At 43.4% G+C, this 18,193-nt stretch carries 16 protein-coding genes and 1 riboswitch; of the genes, 15 read left to right on the forward strand and 1 reads right to left on the reverse strand.

Going from position 1 to position 18,193, the window contains the following annotated elements; translation table 11 throughout:
* Positions 1-10: 10 nt before the first annotated feature.
* Positions 11-955 (reverse strand): magnesium transporter CorA family protein, encoded by a 945-nt coding sequence (locus D8844_RS07600; protein WP_000815617.1) that lies wholly within the window; start codon positions 953-955, stop codon positions 11-13.
* Between the two features lie 136 nt (positions 956-1,091).
* Between D8844_RS07600 and uvrA the strand changes: the two genes are divergently transcribed.
* The 15 genes from uvrA (at position 1,092) to D8844_RS07680 (ending at position 18,180) form a co-directional block, all read left to right on the forward strand.
* Positions 1,092-3,923: an excinuclease ABC subunit UvrA gene (gene uvrA, locus D8844_RS07605; protein ID WP_084945070.1), complete on the forward strand. Its 2,832-nt coding sequence runs from the start codon at positions 1,092-1,094 to the stop codon at positions 3,921-3,923.
* Positions 3,916-4,977, forward strand: coding sequence for a M24 family metallopeptidase (locus D8844_RS07610; protein ID WP_125423135.1), 1,062 nt, complete (start codon positions 3,916-3,918; stop codon positions 4,975-4,977). Before uvrA ends, D8844_RS07610 begins: the two co-directional genes overlap by 8 nt.
* 53 nt (positions 4,978-5,030) lie before the next feature.
* Positions 5,031-5,182: riboswitch (M-box (ykoK) riboswitch) on the forward strand.
* 195 nt (positions 5,183-5,377) lie between these two features.
* Complete coding sequence (gene mgtA / locus D8844_RS07615) at positions 5,378-8,038, forward strand: magnesium-translocating P-type ATPase (protein ID WP_125423138.1); 2,661 nt, start codon at positions 5,378-5,380, stop codon at positions 8,036-8,038.
* 134 nt (positions 8,039-8,172) lie between these two features.
* Positions 8,173-8,571: a transcriptional regulator Spx gene (spx, locus tag D8844_RS07625; RefSeq protein ID WP_000591165.1), complete on the forward strand. Its 399-nt coding sequence runs from the start codon at positions 8,173-8,175 to the stop codon at positions 8,569-8,571.
* A gap of 66 nt (positions 8,572-8,637) precedes the next feature.
* Complete coding sequence (locus D8844_RS07630; RefSeq protein ID WP_125423141.1) at positions 8,638-9,207, forward strand: SP0191 family lipoprotein; 570 nt, start codon at positions 8,638-8,640, stop codon at positions 9,205-9,207.
* Positions 9,208-9,294: 87 nt separating this feature from the next.
* Entirely contained in the window at positions 9,295-9,561 is a 267-nt protein-coding gene (locus tag D8844_RS07635) for an IreB family regulatory phosphoprotein (protein WP_000507059.1), read from the forward strand.
* 3 nt (positions 9,562-9,564) lie between these two features.
* On the forward strand, positions 9,565-9,984 hold the full coding sequence (ruvX, locus tag D8844_RS07640; RefSeq protein WP_002876031.1) for a Holliday junction resolvase RuvX: 420 nt from the start codon (positions 9,565-9,567) through the stop codon (positions 9,982-9,984).
* 15 nt (positions 9,985-9,999) lie between these two features.
* Complete coding sequence (locus D8844_RS07645; protein ID WP_125413899.1) at positions 10,000-10,305, forward strand: DUF1292 domain-containing protein; 306 nt, start codon at positions 10,000-10,002, stop codon at positions 10,303-10,305.
* Between the two features lie 355 nt (positions 10,306-10,660).
* Positions 10,661-11,911: a bifunctional folylpolyglutamate synthase/dihydrofolate synthase gene (locus D8844_RS07650; protein ID WP_000464360.1), complete on the forward strand. Its 1,251-nt coding sequence runs from the start codon at positions 10,661-10,663 to the stop codon at positions 11,909-11,911.
* 90 nt (positions 11,912-12,001) lie between these two features.
* A complete protein-coding gene (locus D8844_RS07655; protein WP_000853129.1) occupies positions 12,002-12,457 on the forward strand; it encodes an SP_0198 family lipoprotein in 456 nt (151 codons plus the stop codon).
* Between the two features lie 184 nt (positions 12,458-12,641).
* A complete protein-coding gene (locus tag D8844_RS07660; protein ID WP_000190392.1) occupies positions 12,642-13,793 on the forward strand; it encodes an iron-containing alcohol dehydrogenase in 1,152 nt (383 codons plus the stop codon).
* Between the two features lie 104 nt (positions 13,794-13,897).
* Positions 13,898-15,166 (forward strand): glycosyltransferase, encoded by a 1,269-nt coding sequence (locus D8844_RS07665; RefSeq protein WP_125423143.1) that lies wholly within the window; start codon positions 13,898-13,900, stop codon positions 15,164-15,166.
* A gap of 3 nt (positions 15,167-15,169) precedes the next feature.
* Complete coding sequence (locus tag D8844_RS07670) at positions 15,170-16,150, forward strand: NAD-dependent epimerase/dehydratase family protein (protein WP_125423146.1); 981 nt, start codon at positions 15,170-15,172, stop codon at positions 16,148-16,150.
* On the forward strand, positions 16,125-16,940 hold the full coding sequence (locus D8844_RS07675) for an MBL fold metallo-hydrolase (RefSeq protein ID WP_125423149.1): 816 nt from the start codon (positions 16,125-16,127) through the stop codon (positions 16,938-16,940). Before D8844_RS07670 ends, D8844_RS07675 begins: the two co-directional genes overlap by 26 nt.
* Positions 16,918-18,180 carry a F390 synthetase-related protein gene (locus D8844_RS07680; protein WP_125423152.1) on the forward strand — a complete coding sequence of 421 codons (1,263 nt, stop codon included), beginning with the start codon at positions 16,918-16,920 and terminating at the stop codon, positions 18,178-18,180. Before D8844_RS07675 ends, D8844_RS07680 begins: the two co-directional genes overlap by 23 nt.
* Positions 18,181-18,193: the final 13 nt, after the last annotated feature.

Here is an 18,193-nt window from a genome sequence, read left to right on the forward strand (position 1 = left end):
GGGATTCCTCTTAGAACCATTTTTTATGGATGAGATAGAGAGTGAGCGAAACACTCATAGCAAAGGCGATAAAGACGATTAACCAGAAGGCATGAGGTTCACCGTTTAGAGGGATTTCATTATCCTTGAAGTTCATCCCGTAGGCAGAGAAGATCATGGTTGGGACAGACATGACAATGGTTACGAGAGCCAGAGTTTTCATGATGTTGTTCTGATTGTTGGAAATGATAGAGGCAAAGGTCTCTGTCATAGAGTGAAGGACGTTTCCATAGATATCTGCCATCTCGATGGCCTGTTGGGTTTCAATCAGGGTGTCTTCGAGTAGGTCTTCGTCTTCTAGGTATTTCTTGATATTGCTGGTTGCGCTGGTCAATTTCTTAATCACGCGCTCGTTTGTCTTAAGTGAGGCCTTGAAATAGACGATGGTCTTTTCCAATTCCATGAGCTCAATCAGCTCTTCGTTTCGAGTAGATTTGTGAAGTTGACTTTCGATCTGTTCACTCTTACGGTCGATCGAACGAAGGGCCGTAAGGTAAAGTTCGGCGTTGCGGTAGAGAATCTGGAAGATAAAGCGTGAACGCATGAAGGTGTAAAAGTTACGCAGTCTACGGTTGATAAAGACATCGAGAACGGGGAGGGGTTCCAAGCAGGTGGTGATAATGGTTTCCTCGGTGATGATAATCCCCAGCGGAATCGTAACGTAGTAGGTGCGATTGTTTCTTTCCTCTGTGATGGGAACGTCCACGATGATCAAAGTATACTCATCTTCGATGGTAATACGGGACATTTCTTCCGCATCGAGTGGTGCTCGAAGGTCGGCAATGTCAATGTCAAAGGCGTTGGCGATTTCCAACGATTCATTTTGTGTAGGATTGACGAGGTTGATCCAAGTACCCGGTTCAAGCGTGTCGATCTCTTTAAATTCAGTTGTTGTTGAGAGAAAAACTTGTTTCATATCCCCTATCCTTTCCTACTATTCAGTGATTCATTTTTTGCACCGTACTATTATACTATAAAAACAGCTTTTTGGGTAATAGAATTTCACATTTTTTGGTATAATGGAAAGCAATAATGGACTAGAAAGAACAAAGATGCAAGATAAAATTGTGATTCATGGGGCACGTGCCCATAACTTAAAAAATATAGATGTGGAGATTCCGCGAGACAAGCTGGTTGTTGTGACTGGTTTGTCAGGGTCTGGGAAATCCAGCCTGGCCTTTGATACCCTCTATGCTGAGGGCCAACGTCGCTATGTAGAGAGTCTATCAGCCTATGCTCGCCAGTTTTTGGGCAACATGGAAAAACCAGATGTGGATGCCATTGATGGTCTCAGCCCAGCTATTTCCATCGACCAGAAAACGACTAGTAAAAACCCTCGTTCGACCGTTGGAACAACGACTGAAATCAATGACTATCTGCGTCTCCTCTACGCACGTGTGGGGACGCCTTACTGTATCAACGGACACGGGGCTATCAAGGCTTCTTCTGTAGAGCAAATCGTGGATAAGGTTTTGGAATTGCCAGAACGCCAACGTCTGCAAATTTTAGCTCCGGTCATTCGTAAGAAAAAAGGGCAACACAAGAGTGTCATTGAAAAGGTTCAGAAAGATGGCTATGTCCGTGTCCGTGTGGATGGGGAAGTCTATGATGTGACCGAAGTGCCAGAGTTGTCCAAGAGCAAGCAACACAATATCGATGTTGTGGTTGACCGTATTGTTATCAAGGAGGGCATTCGTAGCCGTCTCTTTGACTCCATAGAGGCTGCCCTTCGTATCGCAGAAGGTTATGTCATTATCGACACTATGGACGATTCTGAGTTGCTCTTTTCTGAGCACTATGCCTGTCCAGTTTGTGGTTTTACTGTTCCAGAGTTAGAGCCACGTCTCTTCTCCTTTAATGCTCCTTTTGGCTCATGCAGTGAGTGTGACGGTTTGGGCATCAAGCTGGAGGTGGATGTTGACTTGGTGGTTCCTGATACCAGCAAAACTTTGCGTGAGGGAGCCTTGGCACCTTGGAATCCTATCTCATCCAACTACTATCCAAACATGCTAGAGCAGGCCATGACAGCCTTTGGAGTGGATATGGATAAGCCTTTTGAGGACTTGTCAGAAGAAGATAAAAACTTGATTCTCTACGGCTCGGATGGCAAGGAATTCCATTTCCACTATGAAAATGAATTTGGCGGTGTGCGCGATATTGACATTCCGTTTGAGGGAGTTGTCAATAATATCAAGCGTCGTTACCATGAAACCAATAGTGACTACACGCGCACCCAGATGCGTCTCTACATGAATGAGCTGACTTGTGGAACCTGCCACGGCTACCGTCTCAACGACCAGGCCTTGTCTGTCCGTGTGGGTGGGGAGCAAGGACCGCATATCGGAGAAATCTCAGACTTGTCTATCGCAGACCACTTGGCTTTGGTGAGTCAGCTGACCCTGTCTGAAAATGAAGCCATCATTGCTCGTCCTATCCTCAAGGAAATCAAGGATCGCTTGACCTTCCTCAATAACGTGGGACTCAACTATTTGACTCTGTCACGTTCGGCAGGAACCCTTTCAGGTGGTGAGAGTCAGCGAATTCGCTTGGCAACCCAGATTGGTTCCAACCTATCAGGTGTCCTCTATATCCTAGATGAGCCGTCTATCGGTCTTCACCAGAGGGATAATGACCGCCTGATTGCCAGTCTGAAAAAGATGCGTGATTTGGGCAATACTCTCATCGTGGTAGAACATGACGAAGATACCATGCGCGAGGCGGATTATCTGATTGACGTTGGTCCAGGTGCCGGTGTTTTTGGTGGAGAAATTGTCGCTGCAGGTACGCCTAAGCAGGTGGCCCGTAACAGTAAGTCTATCACAGGCCAGTACTTATCAGGAAAACGAGCCATTCCAGTACCAGCAGAGCGCCGTGCCGGAAATGGTCGTTTTATCGAAGTGACAGGTGCGCGTGAGAACAACTTGCAAAATATTACCGCTCGCTTCCCGCTAGGAAAATTCATAGCAGTGACAGGGGTGTCAGGTTCAGGGAAGTCGACTTTAATCAACAGCATCCTCAAAAAAGCCATTGCCCAGAAGCTCAATCGCAATTCAGACAAGCCTGGTAAATTCAAAACCATCACAGGGATTGAGCATGTAGACCGCTTGATTGACATTGACCAGAGCCCGATCGGACGAACGCCGAGGTCCAACCCTGCTACCTATACAGGAGTTTTTGACGACATACGTGACCTTTTTGCCCAGACAAATGAAGCTAAGATTCGAGGCTATAAGAAGGGCCGTTTCAGTTTCAACGTCAAGGGTGGTCGTTGCGAAGCCTGCTCAGGTGACGGGATTATCAAGATCGAGATGCACTTCTTGCCAGATGTTTACGTGGCTTGTGAAGTCTGCCACGGGACTCGCTACAACAGTGAAACCCTTGAAGTTCACTACAAGGAAAAAAATATCTCGCAGGTCTTGGATATGACCGTCAACGATGCGGTGGAATTCTTCCAACACATTCCTAAGATTCAACGTAAACTCCAGACCATCAAGGATGTAGGGCTGGGCTATGTAACGTTAGGACAACCAGCTACCACCCTTTCAGGTGGAGAAGCCCAGCGTATGAAGTTAGCTAGTGAGCTCCACAAACGCTCGACAGGAAAATCCTTCTACATTCTGGATGAGCCGACGACAGGGCTTCATACCGAGGATATCGCTCGCTTGCTCAAGGTTTTAGCTCGCTTTGTCGACGATGGCAATACTGTTCTCGTCATTGAGCACAATCTGGATGTCATCAAGACGGCAGACCATATCATCGATTTGGGACCTGAGGGCGGTGTCGGTGGCGGAACCATCATCGCAACAGGAACTCCAGAAGAAGTAGCGGCCAATGAAGCCAGCTACACAGGACACTATTTGAAAGGAAAGTTACATCATGAATAAACGTGTGCAAGCATTTCTAGCTAAAATGCAAGAAAAAGAACTAGATGGTATCATCATCAACAACCTTAAAAACGTCTATTATTTGACTGGTTTTTGGGGTTCAAATGGAACAGTCTTTATCAGCCGTGACCGTCAGATTTTGGTGACAGACTCTCGCTATATCATTGCAGCTAAGCAAGAAGTGACAGGTTTTGAGATTGTGGCTGACCGCGATGAATTGGCTGTTATTGCAGGCATTGTTAAGGATATGGGCTTGTCTCGCGTCGGTTTTGAAGACGAGATTTCGGTCTCTTATTATCACCGTATGCAGGCAGCATTTGCAGGGATCGACTTGCTTCCACAGACTCAGTTTGTTGAAGCGCTTCGTATGATTAAGGATGAGGCGGAGATTGCGACTATTCGTAAGGCATGTTCTATCTCAGACCAAGCTTTTTGCGATGCGCTTGATTTTATCAAACCAGGAAAAACTGAGATTGAAATTGCCAACTTCCTTGATTTCCGCATGCGGGAGCTAGGAGCGGCAGGCTTGTCTTTTGATACCATTTTAGCAAGTGGTATCAACTCTTCCAAACCTCACGCCCACCCAATGCACAAACCGGTTGAAGCAGGAGAAGCCATCACCATGGACTTCGGCTGTCTCTACGACCACTATGTCAGTGATATGACACGGACCATCTACCTCGGTCATGTCAGTGACGAGCAGGCAGAGATTTACAATACGGTTCTGAAAGCCAACCAAGCTCTGATTGATCAAGCCAAGGCAGGGTTAGGTTTTCGTGACTTTGACAAAATCCCTCGTGATATTATCATCGAGGCAGGCTATGGTGACTACTTTACTCACGGTATTGGACACGGTATCGGACTGGATATTCACGAAGAACCTTACTTTAGCCAAACTTCCAAAGAAGTCATTAAATCTGGTATGGTCTTGACTGATGAACCAGGCATTTATATTGAAGATAAATACGGGGTTCGTATTGAAGATGATATCCTGATTACAGATAACGGTTGTGAGTTATTGACACTTGCTCCAAAAGAATTGATTGTTATCTAAAAAATGAGATAAATCATTGACTTTTATATTTTAAAGGTTTATACTGATAGACGAAAACGGTAGGTGAGGCTACCATAGGGATACGGATGACTACCGCAAAGCAGTGGAGACACTACTCGTTGGTCAACAGTCCTGGTCGCGAAGGCCAAGACTAAGCTCATTACATTGCCCTATGGAGTTAAAGCTTGAACGAAAAAACAGATAATTAGTTTTTTAATCCTGCCATTTTATGGTGGGATTTTCTACTGTTTTAGAACAAGGAAAGGAGACAAACGATGCAAATTGACGATCATCCAGAACCGCACATACACAGCCAATCGCTGATTTGTGTCGTTCTGCCCTTATAAAGTGATTGGTCTCTGTGCATGAAACACATCATTCATACAGATAGGAGAAACCAATGAAAACTACAAAAGAAAGATTAGCAACAGCTATTCACACACCCTTAAACGAAACTCTATCTTTTTATAAGACAAGTCTAACAGGCTTGACTGAGGAGCAGGTGGAGAAAAATCGTGACCTATACGGCGAAAACACCATCACCAAGGGTCAAGAAGACAGTATCCTCAAAAAGATTTACGAATCTATTATCAATCCATTTACAATCATCCTGCTGGTCATCGCTATGATCTCCATGGTGACCAATGTCTGGCTGGCGAAGCCTGGACAAGAAGATCCGACGACCTCTATCATCATCGTCGTTCTCGTTCTAATCTCTGGTGGCATACGCTTTGTCCAAGAACTGCGAAGTGACAAGGCTGCGACCAATCTATCAAAAATGATTGTGAACACTGCCACAGTTATTCGCGAAGACCAGAGTTTAGAGGTCGCAATTGAAGATTTGGTCGTTGGAGATATAGTCAAATTAAGTGCTGGGGATATGATTCCAGCAGACCTCATTTTAATTGAATCACGCGATTTCTTTGTTCAACAGTCTGGTTTGACAGGTGAAAGTGACTCGGTTGAAAAACTAGCCTTGTCAAAAATGAGTCAGTCAAACTTTGATAGTCTGCTAGAAGCAGAAGCACTCGCCTTTATGGGAACCAATGTGATATCAGGGAGTGCCAAGGCTTTGATCCTAGCGGTCGGCGATGACACTATGATGGGAGAAATCGAGCAAACTCTCAATACCTATGACGAACCGACCTCTTTTGAACGGGAGATGAACAGCATCTCTTGGCTCTTGATCCGTTTGATGTTGGTCATGGTTCCCATCGTGTTTCTCTCCAATGGCTTGACAGATGGCGACTGGCTGGAAGCAGGTGTGTTTGCACTGAGTGTTGGTGTTGGATTGACACCTGAGATGCTTCCTATGATCATCACGGCCAGTCTAGCAAAAGGCTCCATTATCATGGCCAAGGAAAAAGTCGTCATCAAAAAACTCAATGCCATACAGGACCTAGGTGCTATTGATATCCTATGCACGGATAAAACCGGAACCCTTACCCAAGATGAAATTGTCCTTGAATATCCTTTGGATATACATGGAGATTTGGATTTGTCTGTGTTGAGACGTGCCTATCTCAATTCCTATTTTCAAACCGGTTTGAAAAACTTGATGGACCGTGCCATTATCAGTAGAACTGAAAAAGAAGCTAAAGAACACGCTATTCTACAAAATTTGGATACTAGCTTCCAAAAAATAGACGAATTGCCCTTTGATTTTGAACGCAGACGGATGAGTGTCATCGTCAAGGATGAGAACGAAGTTGTTAGTTTGGTAACCAAGGGTGCCCTAGAGGAAATGCTTGCGATTTCAACCCATGTGGAATATCAAGGTCAGATTAGCCCTCTGACGGATGATATCCGAGTGGAAATCTTAAAAGAAGTAGATCAACTTAATCAACAGGGATTGCGAGTCTTGGGAGTCGCCTATAAAACAGGCCTAAAAGAAGGTTTTGCTTACTCCGTTGAAGATGAAAAAGAGATGATTCTAACAGGATATCTTGCCTTTCTAGATCCACCAAAACCATCAGCAGCACCTGCTATCCAAGCTTTGTTAGAACACGGTGTTCAAACAAAGATCTTGACGGGGGACAATGAGAAGGTAACCCAAGCAGTTTGCGAAAAAGTTGGTCTAGACGTTGATCAAATCTTGTTGGGTTCTGATATTGACGCCATGACGGACGAAGAGTTGGCTCAAGCAGTTGAGAAGGTGACTGTCTTTGCCAAACTCTCTCCGGATCAAAAAGCACGAATCATTTTACAAATCAAATCGAATGGACATTGTGTTGGCTATATGGGAGATGGGATTAATGATGCCCCTTCTATGAAAGTGGCAGATGTGGGGATTTCTGTTGATACAGCAGTAGATATTGCCAAAGAAACGGCTGATGTCATTTTGTTAGATAAGGATTTGATGGTGCTTGAAAAAGGGCTGGTTGAAGGGCGTAAGGTCTACGCTAATATGACCAAATATATCAAGATGACGGTCAGCTCTAATTTCGGGAACATTTTCTCTCTGTTAGTGTCTGGTATCTTTTTACCTTTCCTTCCTATGGCTCCGATTCACTTGATTGTGTTAAACCTCGTCTACGACCTTTCTTGCATTGCCTTGCCATTTGATAATGTGGATGAAGACTTTTTAAAACATCCCCATAAGTGGGAAGCTAAGTCTATTACTCGTTTTATGATTTGGATGGGTCCGATTTCTTCTGCCTTTGATATTTTGACCTTTATCTTGCTCTATTTTGTCATTGTCCCAATGGCGACAGGCCAAGCCTATGCTCACGGAGCAGACTCTGCAACGGGCTTTATCATTTTGTTCCAGACAGGTTGGTTCATTGAATCCATGTGGTCCCAAACCATGGTTATCCATATGCTTCGTTCAGCAAAACTTCCTTTCTTACAAAGTCGTCCATCATGGTTTGTTCTTGGAACAACCTTGCTAGCAGCTAGTTTTGTGACCTTCCTTCCCTACTCTTCAATTGCTAGCCTGCTTCATTTAACCCCTTTGGAACCAATTTATTTCCTCTTTTTGCTTTTGATTATCGTCCTCTATATGATAAGTGTTACAGTTGTAAAACGATTGTATATCAAAAAATTTAAAAGTTGGTTATAAATTGATTTTGTCAAGAAAAAAGTACGAAAATCGCGAAAAAAGTTAATTTTTTTTAAAAATAGGTCGCAAGTCGGATGTTTTTTATGGTATAATAGACTAAACTGATAGTAACATGTAGCGAAAGGGGTAGGTACATGATCAAAATTTATACAGTCTCAAGTTGTACTAGCTGTAAAAAAGCGAAAACCTGGCTCAATGCCCACCAGTTAAGTTATAAAGAACAAAATCTCGGTAAAGAAGGAATTACAAGAGAAGAGTTATTAGATATTCTCACGAAAACCGATAATGGCATTGCCAGTATCGTTTCGTCAAAAAACCGCTACGCTAAGGCACTTGGAGTTGACATCGAGGATTTGAGTGTCAATGAAGTGCTCAACTTAATCATGGAAACACCACGGATCTTAAAGAGTCCGATTCTCGTTGATGAGAAGCGCCTGCAAGTCGGCTATAAAGAAGATGATATCCGTGCCTTCTTGCCACGCTCTGTCCGTAATGTAGAAAATGCAGAAGCACGTCTACGTGCAGCTCTATAAAACATCAAGGCTGGGAGTGACTCCTGGCCTTGTTTGCTCTTTTGTTTTAAAATCAAGTGAGGAATTATGAAAAAGTTACTAATTGCTAGTTTTGCTCTCCTCTTTTTGCTTGCGGGATGTGGGCAAAAAAAGGAAACTCCTGCTGCTTCCACAACAGCATCTGAACCTCTCCAATCCAACCTTCCCGTTTTGGACAATGCCGAAAAGAATACGGTTGTCACCAAGACCTTGCTGATGCCGAAGTCAGAAAATGGGACGCAACAGATTCAGACCATTACTTATAAAGGTAATCAGTTTTTGACCTTGACTATCCAGCAAAAACGACCTGTCGGGGATGAACTCAAGACCTTTATCTCTGAAAATGGCCTAGAGGAAACGCAAAAAGCGCTTCTTGAAGCAGAAGAAAAGGATGAGACTATCCAAGAGGCGCGCAAACTGGCAGGATTTACACTGGAAACCAAGCTACTCAGCGAGACAGAAATCCAGACCACAACGACTTATGATTTTCAAGTTTTGGATGTCAAAAAGGCATCTCAACTAGAATATTTAAAAAATATTGGTCTTGAAAATCTCTTAAAAAACGAACCTAGCCAGTATATTGCTGACAGAGTGGCAAATGGGGCGGTAGAACAGTAAGAAAATCCAAATAAACAAACTGATTTATTTGTAGAACGTCAGGAAATATGCTATAATAGTAATATTCTAAGGAAAGAGGGTGTTAGAATGGGATTTACTGAAGAAACTGTACGGTTTAAATTGGATGATTCCAATAAGAAAGAAATTAGCGAAACGTTGACAGACGTCTATGCTTCGTTGAATGACAAGGGCTACAATCCGATTAACCAGATCGTCGGTTATGTATTGAGTGGAGACCCTGCCTACGTTCCTCGTTATAACAATGCACGAAATCAAATCCGTAAGTATGAGCGTGATGAAATTGTTGAAGAATTGGTACGCTACTACCTTAAAGGACAAGGAGTCGATCTATAATCTATGAGAATTATGGGATTGGACGTCGGTTCAAAAACAGTAGGGGTGGCGATTAGCGATCCCCTAGGCTTCACCGCTCAGGGACTTGAAATCATCCAGATTAATGAGGATCAGGGCCAGTTTGGTTTTGACCGCATCAAGGAATTGGTTGACAGCTATAAGGTAGAACGCTTTGTAGTAGGTTTGCCAAAGAACATGAACAATACCAGCGGTCCGCGAGTAGAAGCCAGTCAAGCCTATGGTGCCAAGCTAGAAGAACTCTTTGGTTTGCCAGTAGACTATCAGGATGAGCGTTTGACAACGGTCGCTGCGGAGCGTATGTTGATTGAACAAGCAGATATCAGCCGTAACAAACGCAAGAAAGTTATTGATAAGTTGGCTGCTCAGCTGATTTTGCAAAATTATTTAGATAGAAAATTTTAAGACAGAGGAGAAACTATGTCACACGATCACAACCATGACCACGAAGAACGTGAATTGATTACACTAGTAGATGAGCAAGGAAATGAAACCTTGTTTGAAATTCTTTTGACCATCGACGGAAAAGAAGAATTTGGTAAAAACTATGTTCTGCTAGTGCCAGTTAATGCAGAAGAAGATGAAGACGGACAAGTTGAAGTCCAACCTTACTCATTCATCGAAAACGAAGATGGAACAGAAGGCGAATTGCAACCAATCCCAGAAGACTCAGAAGACGAATGGAACATGATTGAAGAAGTCTTCAACAGCTTTATGGAGGAGTAAAAATGTTCAGTGAACATTTTTACCCTTACGCTAAAAATAAAGACCGTAAGTAAGTCCAGTGGATGTTTTTAGCCCTGCGCCAGAAATGAGAAACGCAGGAACGTTCGGGGAACGTTTTTAGCCCAGTTCCTTAAAATAAGAGAGAACTGGTTTGTTCAGTGAACATTTTTACCCTTACGCTAAAAATAAAGACTGTCAGTAAGTCCGGGGGACGTTTTTAGCCTACGTTGAAATTCATAGTAGCTAGTGATTAGCTAACCAGGTAAGAGGTCGGGATTTTAGTCCCGACCTCGTTTTTTATTTGTAATCATACTTTGATGCGGTAGTTGATTGGACTTTTGTTAAGGAGACATGTATGTTTGAAGTAGAAAAATGGCTGCATAGTCGGATTGGTTTAAACTTTAGATCTGGACTTGGACGAATGCAGCGAGCTGTGGATTTGCTGGGGAATCCTGAGAAGACTTATCCTATTATCCACGTAACAGGTACTAACGGTAAAGGGTCAACTATTGCCTTCATGAGGGAGTTGTTTGTTGCTCATGGTAAAAAAGTTGGTACTTTCACCTCTCCTCATATCGTCAGTATCCATGATCGAATCTGTATTAATGGGCAACCGATTGCTGATGCAGATTTTATCCGTTTGGCGGAGCAGGTCAATGAGATGGAAAAGACGCTTTTGCAAACCTATGACCAGTTGTCCTTTTTTGAATTACTGACTCTGATTGCTTTGCTTTACTTTAAAGAGCAGGGAGTGGATCTAGTCCTGCTAGAAGTGGGGATTGGTGGTTTGCTTGATACCACTAATGTCGTAACAGGAGAGATTGCAGTTATTGCTTCGATTGGGCTAGATCATCAGGAGACCTTGGGCGATAGTCTGGAGGAAATAGCCGAGCAGAAAGCTGGTATTTTCAAGGCTGGCAAGAAGGCAGTCATTGCCAAGCTTACTCCAGAAGCGGAGCTTGTCTGTCAAAGTAAAGCGAGAGAGTTAGCTGTCGAACTTTATCAAGCTGGGCGAGACTTCACCTTGAATGCTGGGGATTTTTCAAGTAAGCTAGCAAACTTTTCACAGCTTGAAATCGGTTTAGAAGGTGCTTATCAGCAAGAAAATGCCGCCTTGGCTTTAGAAACTTTTCTTCTGTTTATGGCGTCAAGAGGTGAAAGGGTCGAAGAAGAGTTTGTCAGACGGGCTTTGAAGGAGACACATTGGGCAGGTCGATTGGAACGGATTCGTCCACAAATCTACCTAGATGGGGCTCACAATCTGCCAGCCTTGACTCGTCTAGTCGAGTTTATCCAAGGGAAAATCCAGCAAGGTTACCAGGTTCGCATCCTTTTTGGAGCACTTAAACGCAAGGATTATCAGGGGATGTTAGGCTATCTATCTAAGCAGTTGCCTGAGGTGGAACTTAAGGTAACAGGCTTTGACTACCAAGGCTCTCTGGATGAAAAGGATGTGGCGGGTTACGATTTGATTTCTTCCTATGGCGGTTTTATCAGAGAATTTGAAGAAAAGGCCAAAGATCAGGACTTGCTTTTCGTGACGGGCTCGCTCTACTTTATCTCGGAAGTCCGAGCGAGTTTGCAAGGAAGCGATGGGATTAGTTGACCTTCTAGGTTTAAGTTGTTATACTTGAGGTAGGAGGTATATCTGGAAACGATTCCAGCAAAACATTGGCACAAAAGAAAGGAAATCGCTATGAAAACGAAAACATTCACACTTTCTATTGCTTCCCTAGCAATTCTTAGTCTTTTAGCAGCTTGTGGACCTAAGGCACAAGCCCCTACCCAGCAATCTGCTCAGCAATCATCTTCTCAACAAGAATCATCTTCTAGCGCTGCGACAAGTGCTAGTCAACCACAGGCGTCCTCAAGTCAGGACACTACTGTAGCTCAACCTACGAATATCGATGGTACCTATACTGGAAAAGATGAGAATGACCAAATCACTCTTGTTGTAACAGGTAAAACTGGTACATGGACTGAAGTCGAGCCAGATGGAGATAAGGAAATCAAGCAAGTCAGCTTTGAGCCAGAAAATCAACGTGTCATTATCGGGGATGATGTCAAAATTTATGCAGTTAATGGTAATCAATTGATTATCGATGATATGGACCGAGAGGCATCTGACCGAGTGGTATTAACTAAGCAATAATGATTAAGTAAAAGTTCCAATGAGATGAAAGCTATCTTTTTGGAGCTTTTTTCTTGAAAAAGTGGCTGGCTGTTCTTTACTAACTTTTTACTTAAAACGCTTACAAATATTTGTAAAACTTCTTATAAGGTCGTATACTGATAGTAAATAATCAAATAGCGCAAAGGCGCAGGAGGAAAAGCATATGGCTACATTTTACGTTCCGGCAGTTAACCTTATTGGTAAAGGTGTTGTAAATGAAGTAGGTCCGTATATCAAGGAACTGGGGTATAAGAAGGCCCTTTTGGTGACAGATAAGTTCATCGAAGGTAGTGATATTTTACCCAAAGTCCTAAAACCGTTAGATGCTAAAGGGATCGAATATGTGATTTTTAGCGATGTGGAGCCAAATCCGACTTGCAAGAACGTCACAGACGGAGTGGCTGCTTTGGAAGAGCATGGATGTGACTTCATCATCAGTCTTGGAGGAGGCTCACCTCAGGATGCAGCGAGCTGTATTTCCATCATCGCTACAAATGGTGGCAAACCACAGGACTACGAAGGCCTCCACAAGTCTGCTAAAAAAGGATTGCCAGTGGTTGCGATCAATACAACAGCTGGAACTTCTGCAGAAATCACCATTAACTATGTTATTACTGACGAAGAGCGCAAGGTCAAGATGGTAATGGTTGATAAGAATAGCCTTGCCCTTATCTCTGTCAATGATCCAGAACTCATGCTTTCAAAGCCGAAAGGATTGACAGCAGCGACAGGTATGGATGCTCTTACTCACGCTGTCGAAGCCTTGGTAACACCAGGTGCTTATAATGTGACCAAGAAACTTTCTATCGGAGCGATTGAACTCATCAAGGAGTATCTTCCTCGTGCTGTGGCAAATGGCCAAGATATTGAAGCGCGTGAGGCTATGGTCAATGCCATCTTCCTCGGTGGTATGAGCTTTAACAACGCTGGTTTGGGCTACGTTCATTCTATGGCTCACCAACTCGGTGCGGTATATAACTTGCCACATGGTGTCTGCTGTGCCATGCTTCTCCCAGTTGTAGAGCGTGAAAATGCCAAACGTGTACCAGAAGCTTTCCGCAATGTAGCCAAGGCCTTGGGACTCCATGTGGAAGGGAAAACAGACCAAGAATGTGCTGACTATGCTATCGCTGAGATTGAGAAACTGTCTGAAACAGTAGGTATTCCGAAGAAACTCACTGAACTCGGTATCCAAGAAAAAGACTTTGACTTTGACTACCTTTCTAAGAATGCTTTGATCGATGCATGTGCGCCAGGCAATCCATTCATGCCAACTCTAGAAGAAACTATTGCTCTCTACAAAGAACTCTTCTAAAAATCAAGTAGAGTGGAAGCGACTTATTCCTCAAAATATAAATAGTATTAGAAAGAACTATCATTTTGGTAGTTCTTTTTTTAAAAATTTGCTATCCTAGACATATGAGAAAAATCAAAATTGATGTGGTTGTAGTTCCTTTGAGTGGGCATCTCTTCCCAACACTGAATTTACTTGCCCCTTTGTTGAAGGATCCCTTGTATGAGATTCGATTATTTACAGGGCCGCAACGAAAAACTGTAGCAGAGGAGATGGGATTCCGGGTGATTCCCATTTTAGAAAATTGTGTAGATGAGTTTGAGCGTGTAGCCAACAATGAAGGTCAATTAAACCTGTTTTCTGCTTATCGACAGTTGTCAGCTAGTCTTGATTTGATCAATGTGGTTTCAGATCAATTAGTGCAAGAGTGGCAGGAAAATAGACCGGATATTGTGATTGCGGACTTTATAACCCTCTCTGGAGGACTTGTTGCGGAACAGTTGAACATTCCCTGGATTACCACGATGGCGACACAGTTTGCCATTGAAACGACAGATGGACCGCCTTGTTTCTTTGGAGGAATGGGCAGTCCAAAAACATCTTTCCAATCTGGTCTGCAATGGCTAGGAAGAAAAGGGACTCGTTTAGGGAAACGAATCGTAAGCTTTTTATTGAGAGAACGATTGAAACGTTACGATTTTAAGCTCTACAATCAGAAAGGTCAGGAAACCATCTATTCACCCTATTCCATCTTGGGAATTGGGATGAAAGAGTTGGAGCTGAAAAGTGATTTTCCAGAGCACTACCTTTGGGTGGGACCTTTTGGGTCTTCGATTGAGAGGGCAGAAAATTATCCCCTCGATTTGTCTCCTTATGCAGGTTATAAGAAGGTCCTTGTCTCCTGTGGCACTCAGCTAGCATGGGCTAAAGACAATCTCCTCTATCAGACACAACAATTGGCAGAAGCACATCCAGATTGCCACTTCTTTGTGACTCTGGGGTTTGGCGGACAAGACTTCCAATGTGAAGAGCTCATGGACAATGTTTCTGTGGTATCCTATCTTCCCTATAAGGAGTACATTTCTCAGATGGATTATGTGATTCATCATGGTGGTGCAGGTATTTTTTACCAGTGTATCATCTATGGTAAGCCTGCCTTGATTCTCCCCCATGACTATGATCAGTATGACTATGCAGTTCGTGGATTAGAGGCAGGGATTGCCTTGACTGCTAAACGAGAGGATACGGAAGCGATTGGACGCGCCTTTGATGAGTTGTTGGCTAGAGATGACTGGCCAGACTTAAACAAACTTAGTCGAGCAGCTCAAATCTATCAGCCAACAGAGATTCTGAAGAGCGAAATACATCGGCTCTTAGGGGACAAGGAGAAGTAAAGAATGAAGAAAGTATTGGTAACAGGTGCTACGGGCTTTCTAGGTAAGTATGTTGTTGAAGAGCTTAGTCAGCAGGGCTATCAGGTACGCGCTTTTGGACGCAATCGCAAGGTGGGTCAGTCTTTAGAAAACTCCTCTGTGGCATTTTTTCAGGGGGATTTGACCAAGCAAGAGAACTTGGCTCGGGCTTGTCAGGGGATGGACATGGTTGTGCATGCGGGTGCTCTTTCTACCGTTTGGGGGCCTTGGGAGGATTTCTACCAGACAAATGTTTTAGGGACCAAGTATGTTCTGGATGCTTGCCGAGAGGCTGGTATTCAGCGTTTGGTTTATGTGTCCTCGCCTAGCATCTATGCTGCGCCTCGAGATCAGTTAGCTATCAAAGAAAGTGCTGCGCCTCAGGAAAATAATCTGAACAACTACATTCGTAGTAAGCTGGCTTCGGAGAAGCTGTTTAAGGATTATCCCGATGTTCCGAGTATTATCTTACGACCTCGTGGGCTTTTTGGGATTGGGGATACCAGTATTTTGCCCCGAGTTCTCAAACTCAGTCAGAAGATTGGCATTCCCTTGATAGGAGATGGTCGTCAGCTCATGGATATGACCTGTGTGGAAAATGTCGCTCTGGCAATTCGCTTGGCACTAGAGTCCCCTCAAGCTAGTGGCGAAGTTTATAATATTACCAATGGGGAACCAAGAGCCTTTAAGGATTTGATAGAAGAAACCTTGAGAGGGTTGGACTATCCAATAACATACAGAAAAGTGCCAGCTCCTCTTCTTTCAGTTATTGCTACTAGTTTAGAGCTTCTGTATAAGGTCTTGAAACTCAAAGGTGAACCGCCTTTGACACGCTATACCTATTATCTGCTCCGTTATAGTCAGACGCTGGACATCAGTAAGGCGGAGCGAGACTTGGGGTATCGCCCTCAAATCAGTATTTCGGAAGGGATTGAACAATATGTCCAAGATTATCGAAAGCATTGATTATTTCCCAGCAGGCTACTGTACCAGCTACACAGTTTTGCTATTTAAGGGAGTTAAGAATCAAAAGATGACCTTTCCAGCAGGTGTTTTTCTTATCAAACACAGGGACAAGGGCTATCTCCTCTATGACACAGGCTATCATTACGATATTAAGACCCATCTTCGCTATGGCTTCTATCGGCTAGGAACGCCCGTTCAAATGACGGAAAAGGACCAGATTTCATATTTGCTAGAAGCGAAGGGAATCAAACCAGAAGAAATTAACTATGTTCTTCTATCACACCTACATCCAGATCATCTGGGAGGAGCTAGTTTCTTTCCTCATGCAACCTTTATCTTGACAAAAGAAGTATATGAAGTCTACCAAAAACCCAAGTTGAAAGACTTGATTTTCAAGGAGTTTTTACCTGCTTCTTTTGAGAAAAATCTAACTATTATCAGAGCTGACCAGCAAGTTTCAACTTTTCCCTATCGTCCAATTTGTGATCTTTTTGGAGATGGCAGTATCCTAGTAGCCTCTGTTGACGGGCATGCTAGGGGGCAAGCCTGTCTATATTTTCCAGACCTTAATCTCCTCATTGCAGCAGACCTCTGTTGGGGAATTGACCTCTTACCTTACACCAAGCAGATGCACCTGATTCCTTCCTTGGTCCAGGATAATAAGGCCGACTATATCAGGGGGACAGAGTTTCTGGAGGAAGTCTTAAAGGACGGTATCGAGGTAGTTGTTAGCCATGATCCTGTAGAAAGGATAGAGTCAATCTTACATGAAAAAAATAACCTTTCTTAAAACCTTTATCCAAACTCGTTGGCTTCATCATTTCAAATCTCGAGAAGCTGTAGAAAACTATCAGAAAAAGCAATTAGCTAACTATATGAATTTTTTAAAGCGAGAGTCTCCCTACTTTAAAAATGGGGTTCCTAGCAACTTTGATCATATGGACAAGGCTTTTATGATGGAACATTTTAATGAGCTCAACACCCAAGGAGTGGATAGAGATGAAGCCTTGGCCTTGGCTATTGAAAGTGAACAGACCCGTGATTTTACCGAGCTCAAAGGAGAAGTGGCGGTTGGGCTGTCTTCAGGGACGTCTGGACATCGAGGCCTCTTTATCACAACAGAGAAAGAGCGAAGTATGTGGGCAGCGGCTATCTTGGCCAAGATGTTGCCAAAGGGGCAGCTTTTTGGGCACCGTATCGCCTTTTTCCTGAGAGCTGATAATGAACTCTATCAGACCATAAATACGGCGCTCATTCGTCTAGAGTACTTTGATATTTTTAAACATACAGATGAGCATATAGAGCGACTCAACCACTATCAACCAACGATTATTGTGGCACCAGCCTCAATGTTAATTGAATTGAGCAAGCGTCTCAAGGATGGAGAGTTAGCTATTCACCCACAAAAAATCGTTTCGGTGGCGGAAATCTTGGAAGATAGTGATAGGGGACGGATCGCAGAAGCCTTTTCACTATCCATCATTGACCAAGTTTATCAGGCGACAGAAGGTTTCCTAGCCTGCACTTGCTCAGCTGGCAATTTGCATCTCAACGAAGATATTATCTATGTGGAAAAAGATTATCTGGATGATCGCCGTTTTTATCCAGTGATTACGGACTTTAAACGAAGCAGTCAGCCTGTTTATCGCTACCAGCTCAATGATATCTTGGTTGAAAATCCGGAGCCTTGTCCCTGTGGCTCCTGCTATACACGGATTGACAAGGTCGAAGGACGTTCTGACGACATCTTCTATTTTGAAGGACTAGATGGGGGACAGGTGACCATCTATCCAGACTTTATCAGACGGTGCATCCTCTTTGTGGAGAATGTGGGAGATTATCAAGTTAAGCAACATTCTGAGAAATTAGTGGAAGTTTGTCTAAGCCAACGAGATGAGGATGTAGAGACAGCAATTTTAGCACAGTTCCAACTCTTGGCCCAGCAAAAAGAGTTCATAGTTCCTCAAATCCAATTTTCAGATTATCACTGGGATACTAGCCGTAAACTCAAACGAATTCAACGTTTATGAAAGGAAAAAAGAC

This window comes from Streptococcus oralis (genome assembly GCF_003942875.1).
Lineage (GTDB): Bacteria > Bacillota > Bacilli > Lactobacillales > Streptococcaceae > Streptococcus > Streptococcus oralis_BX.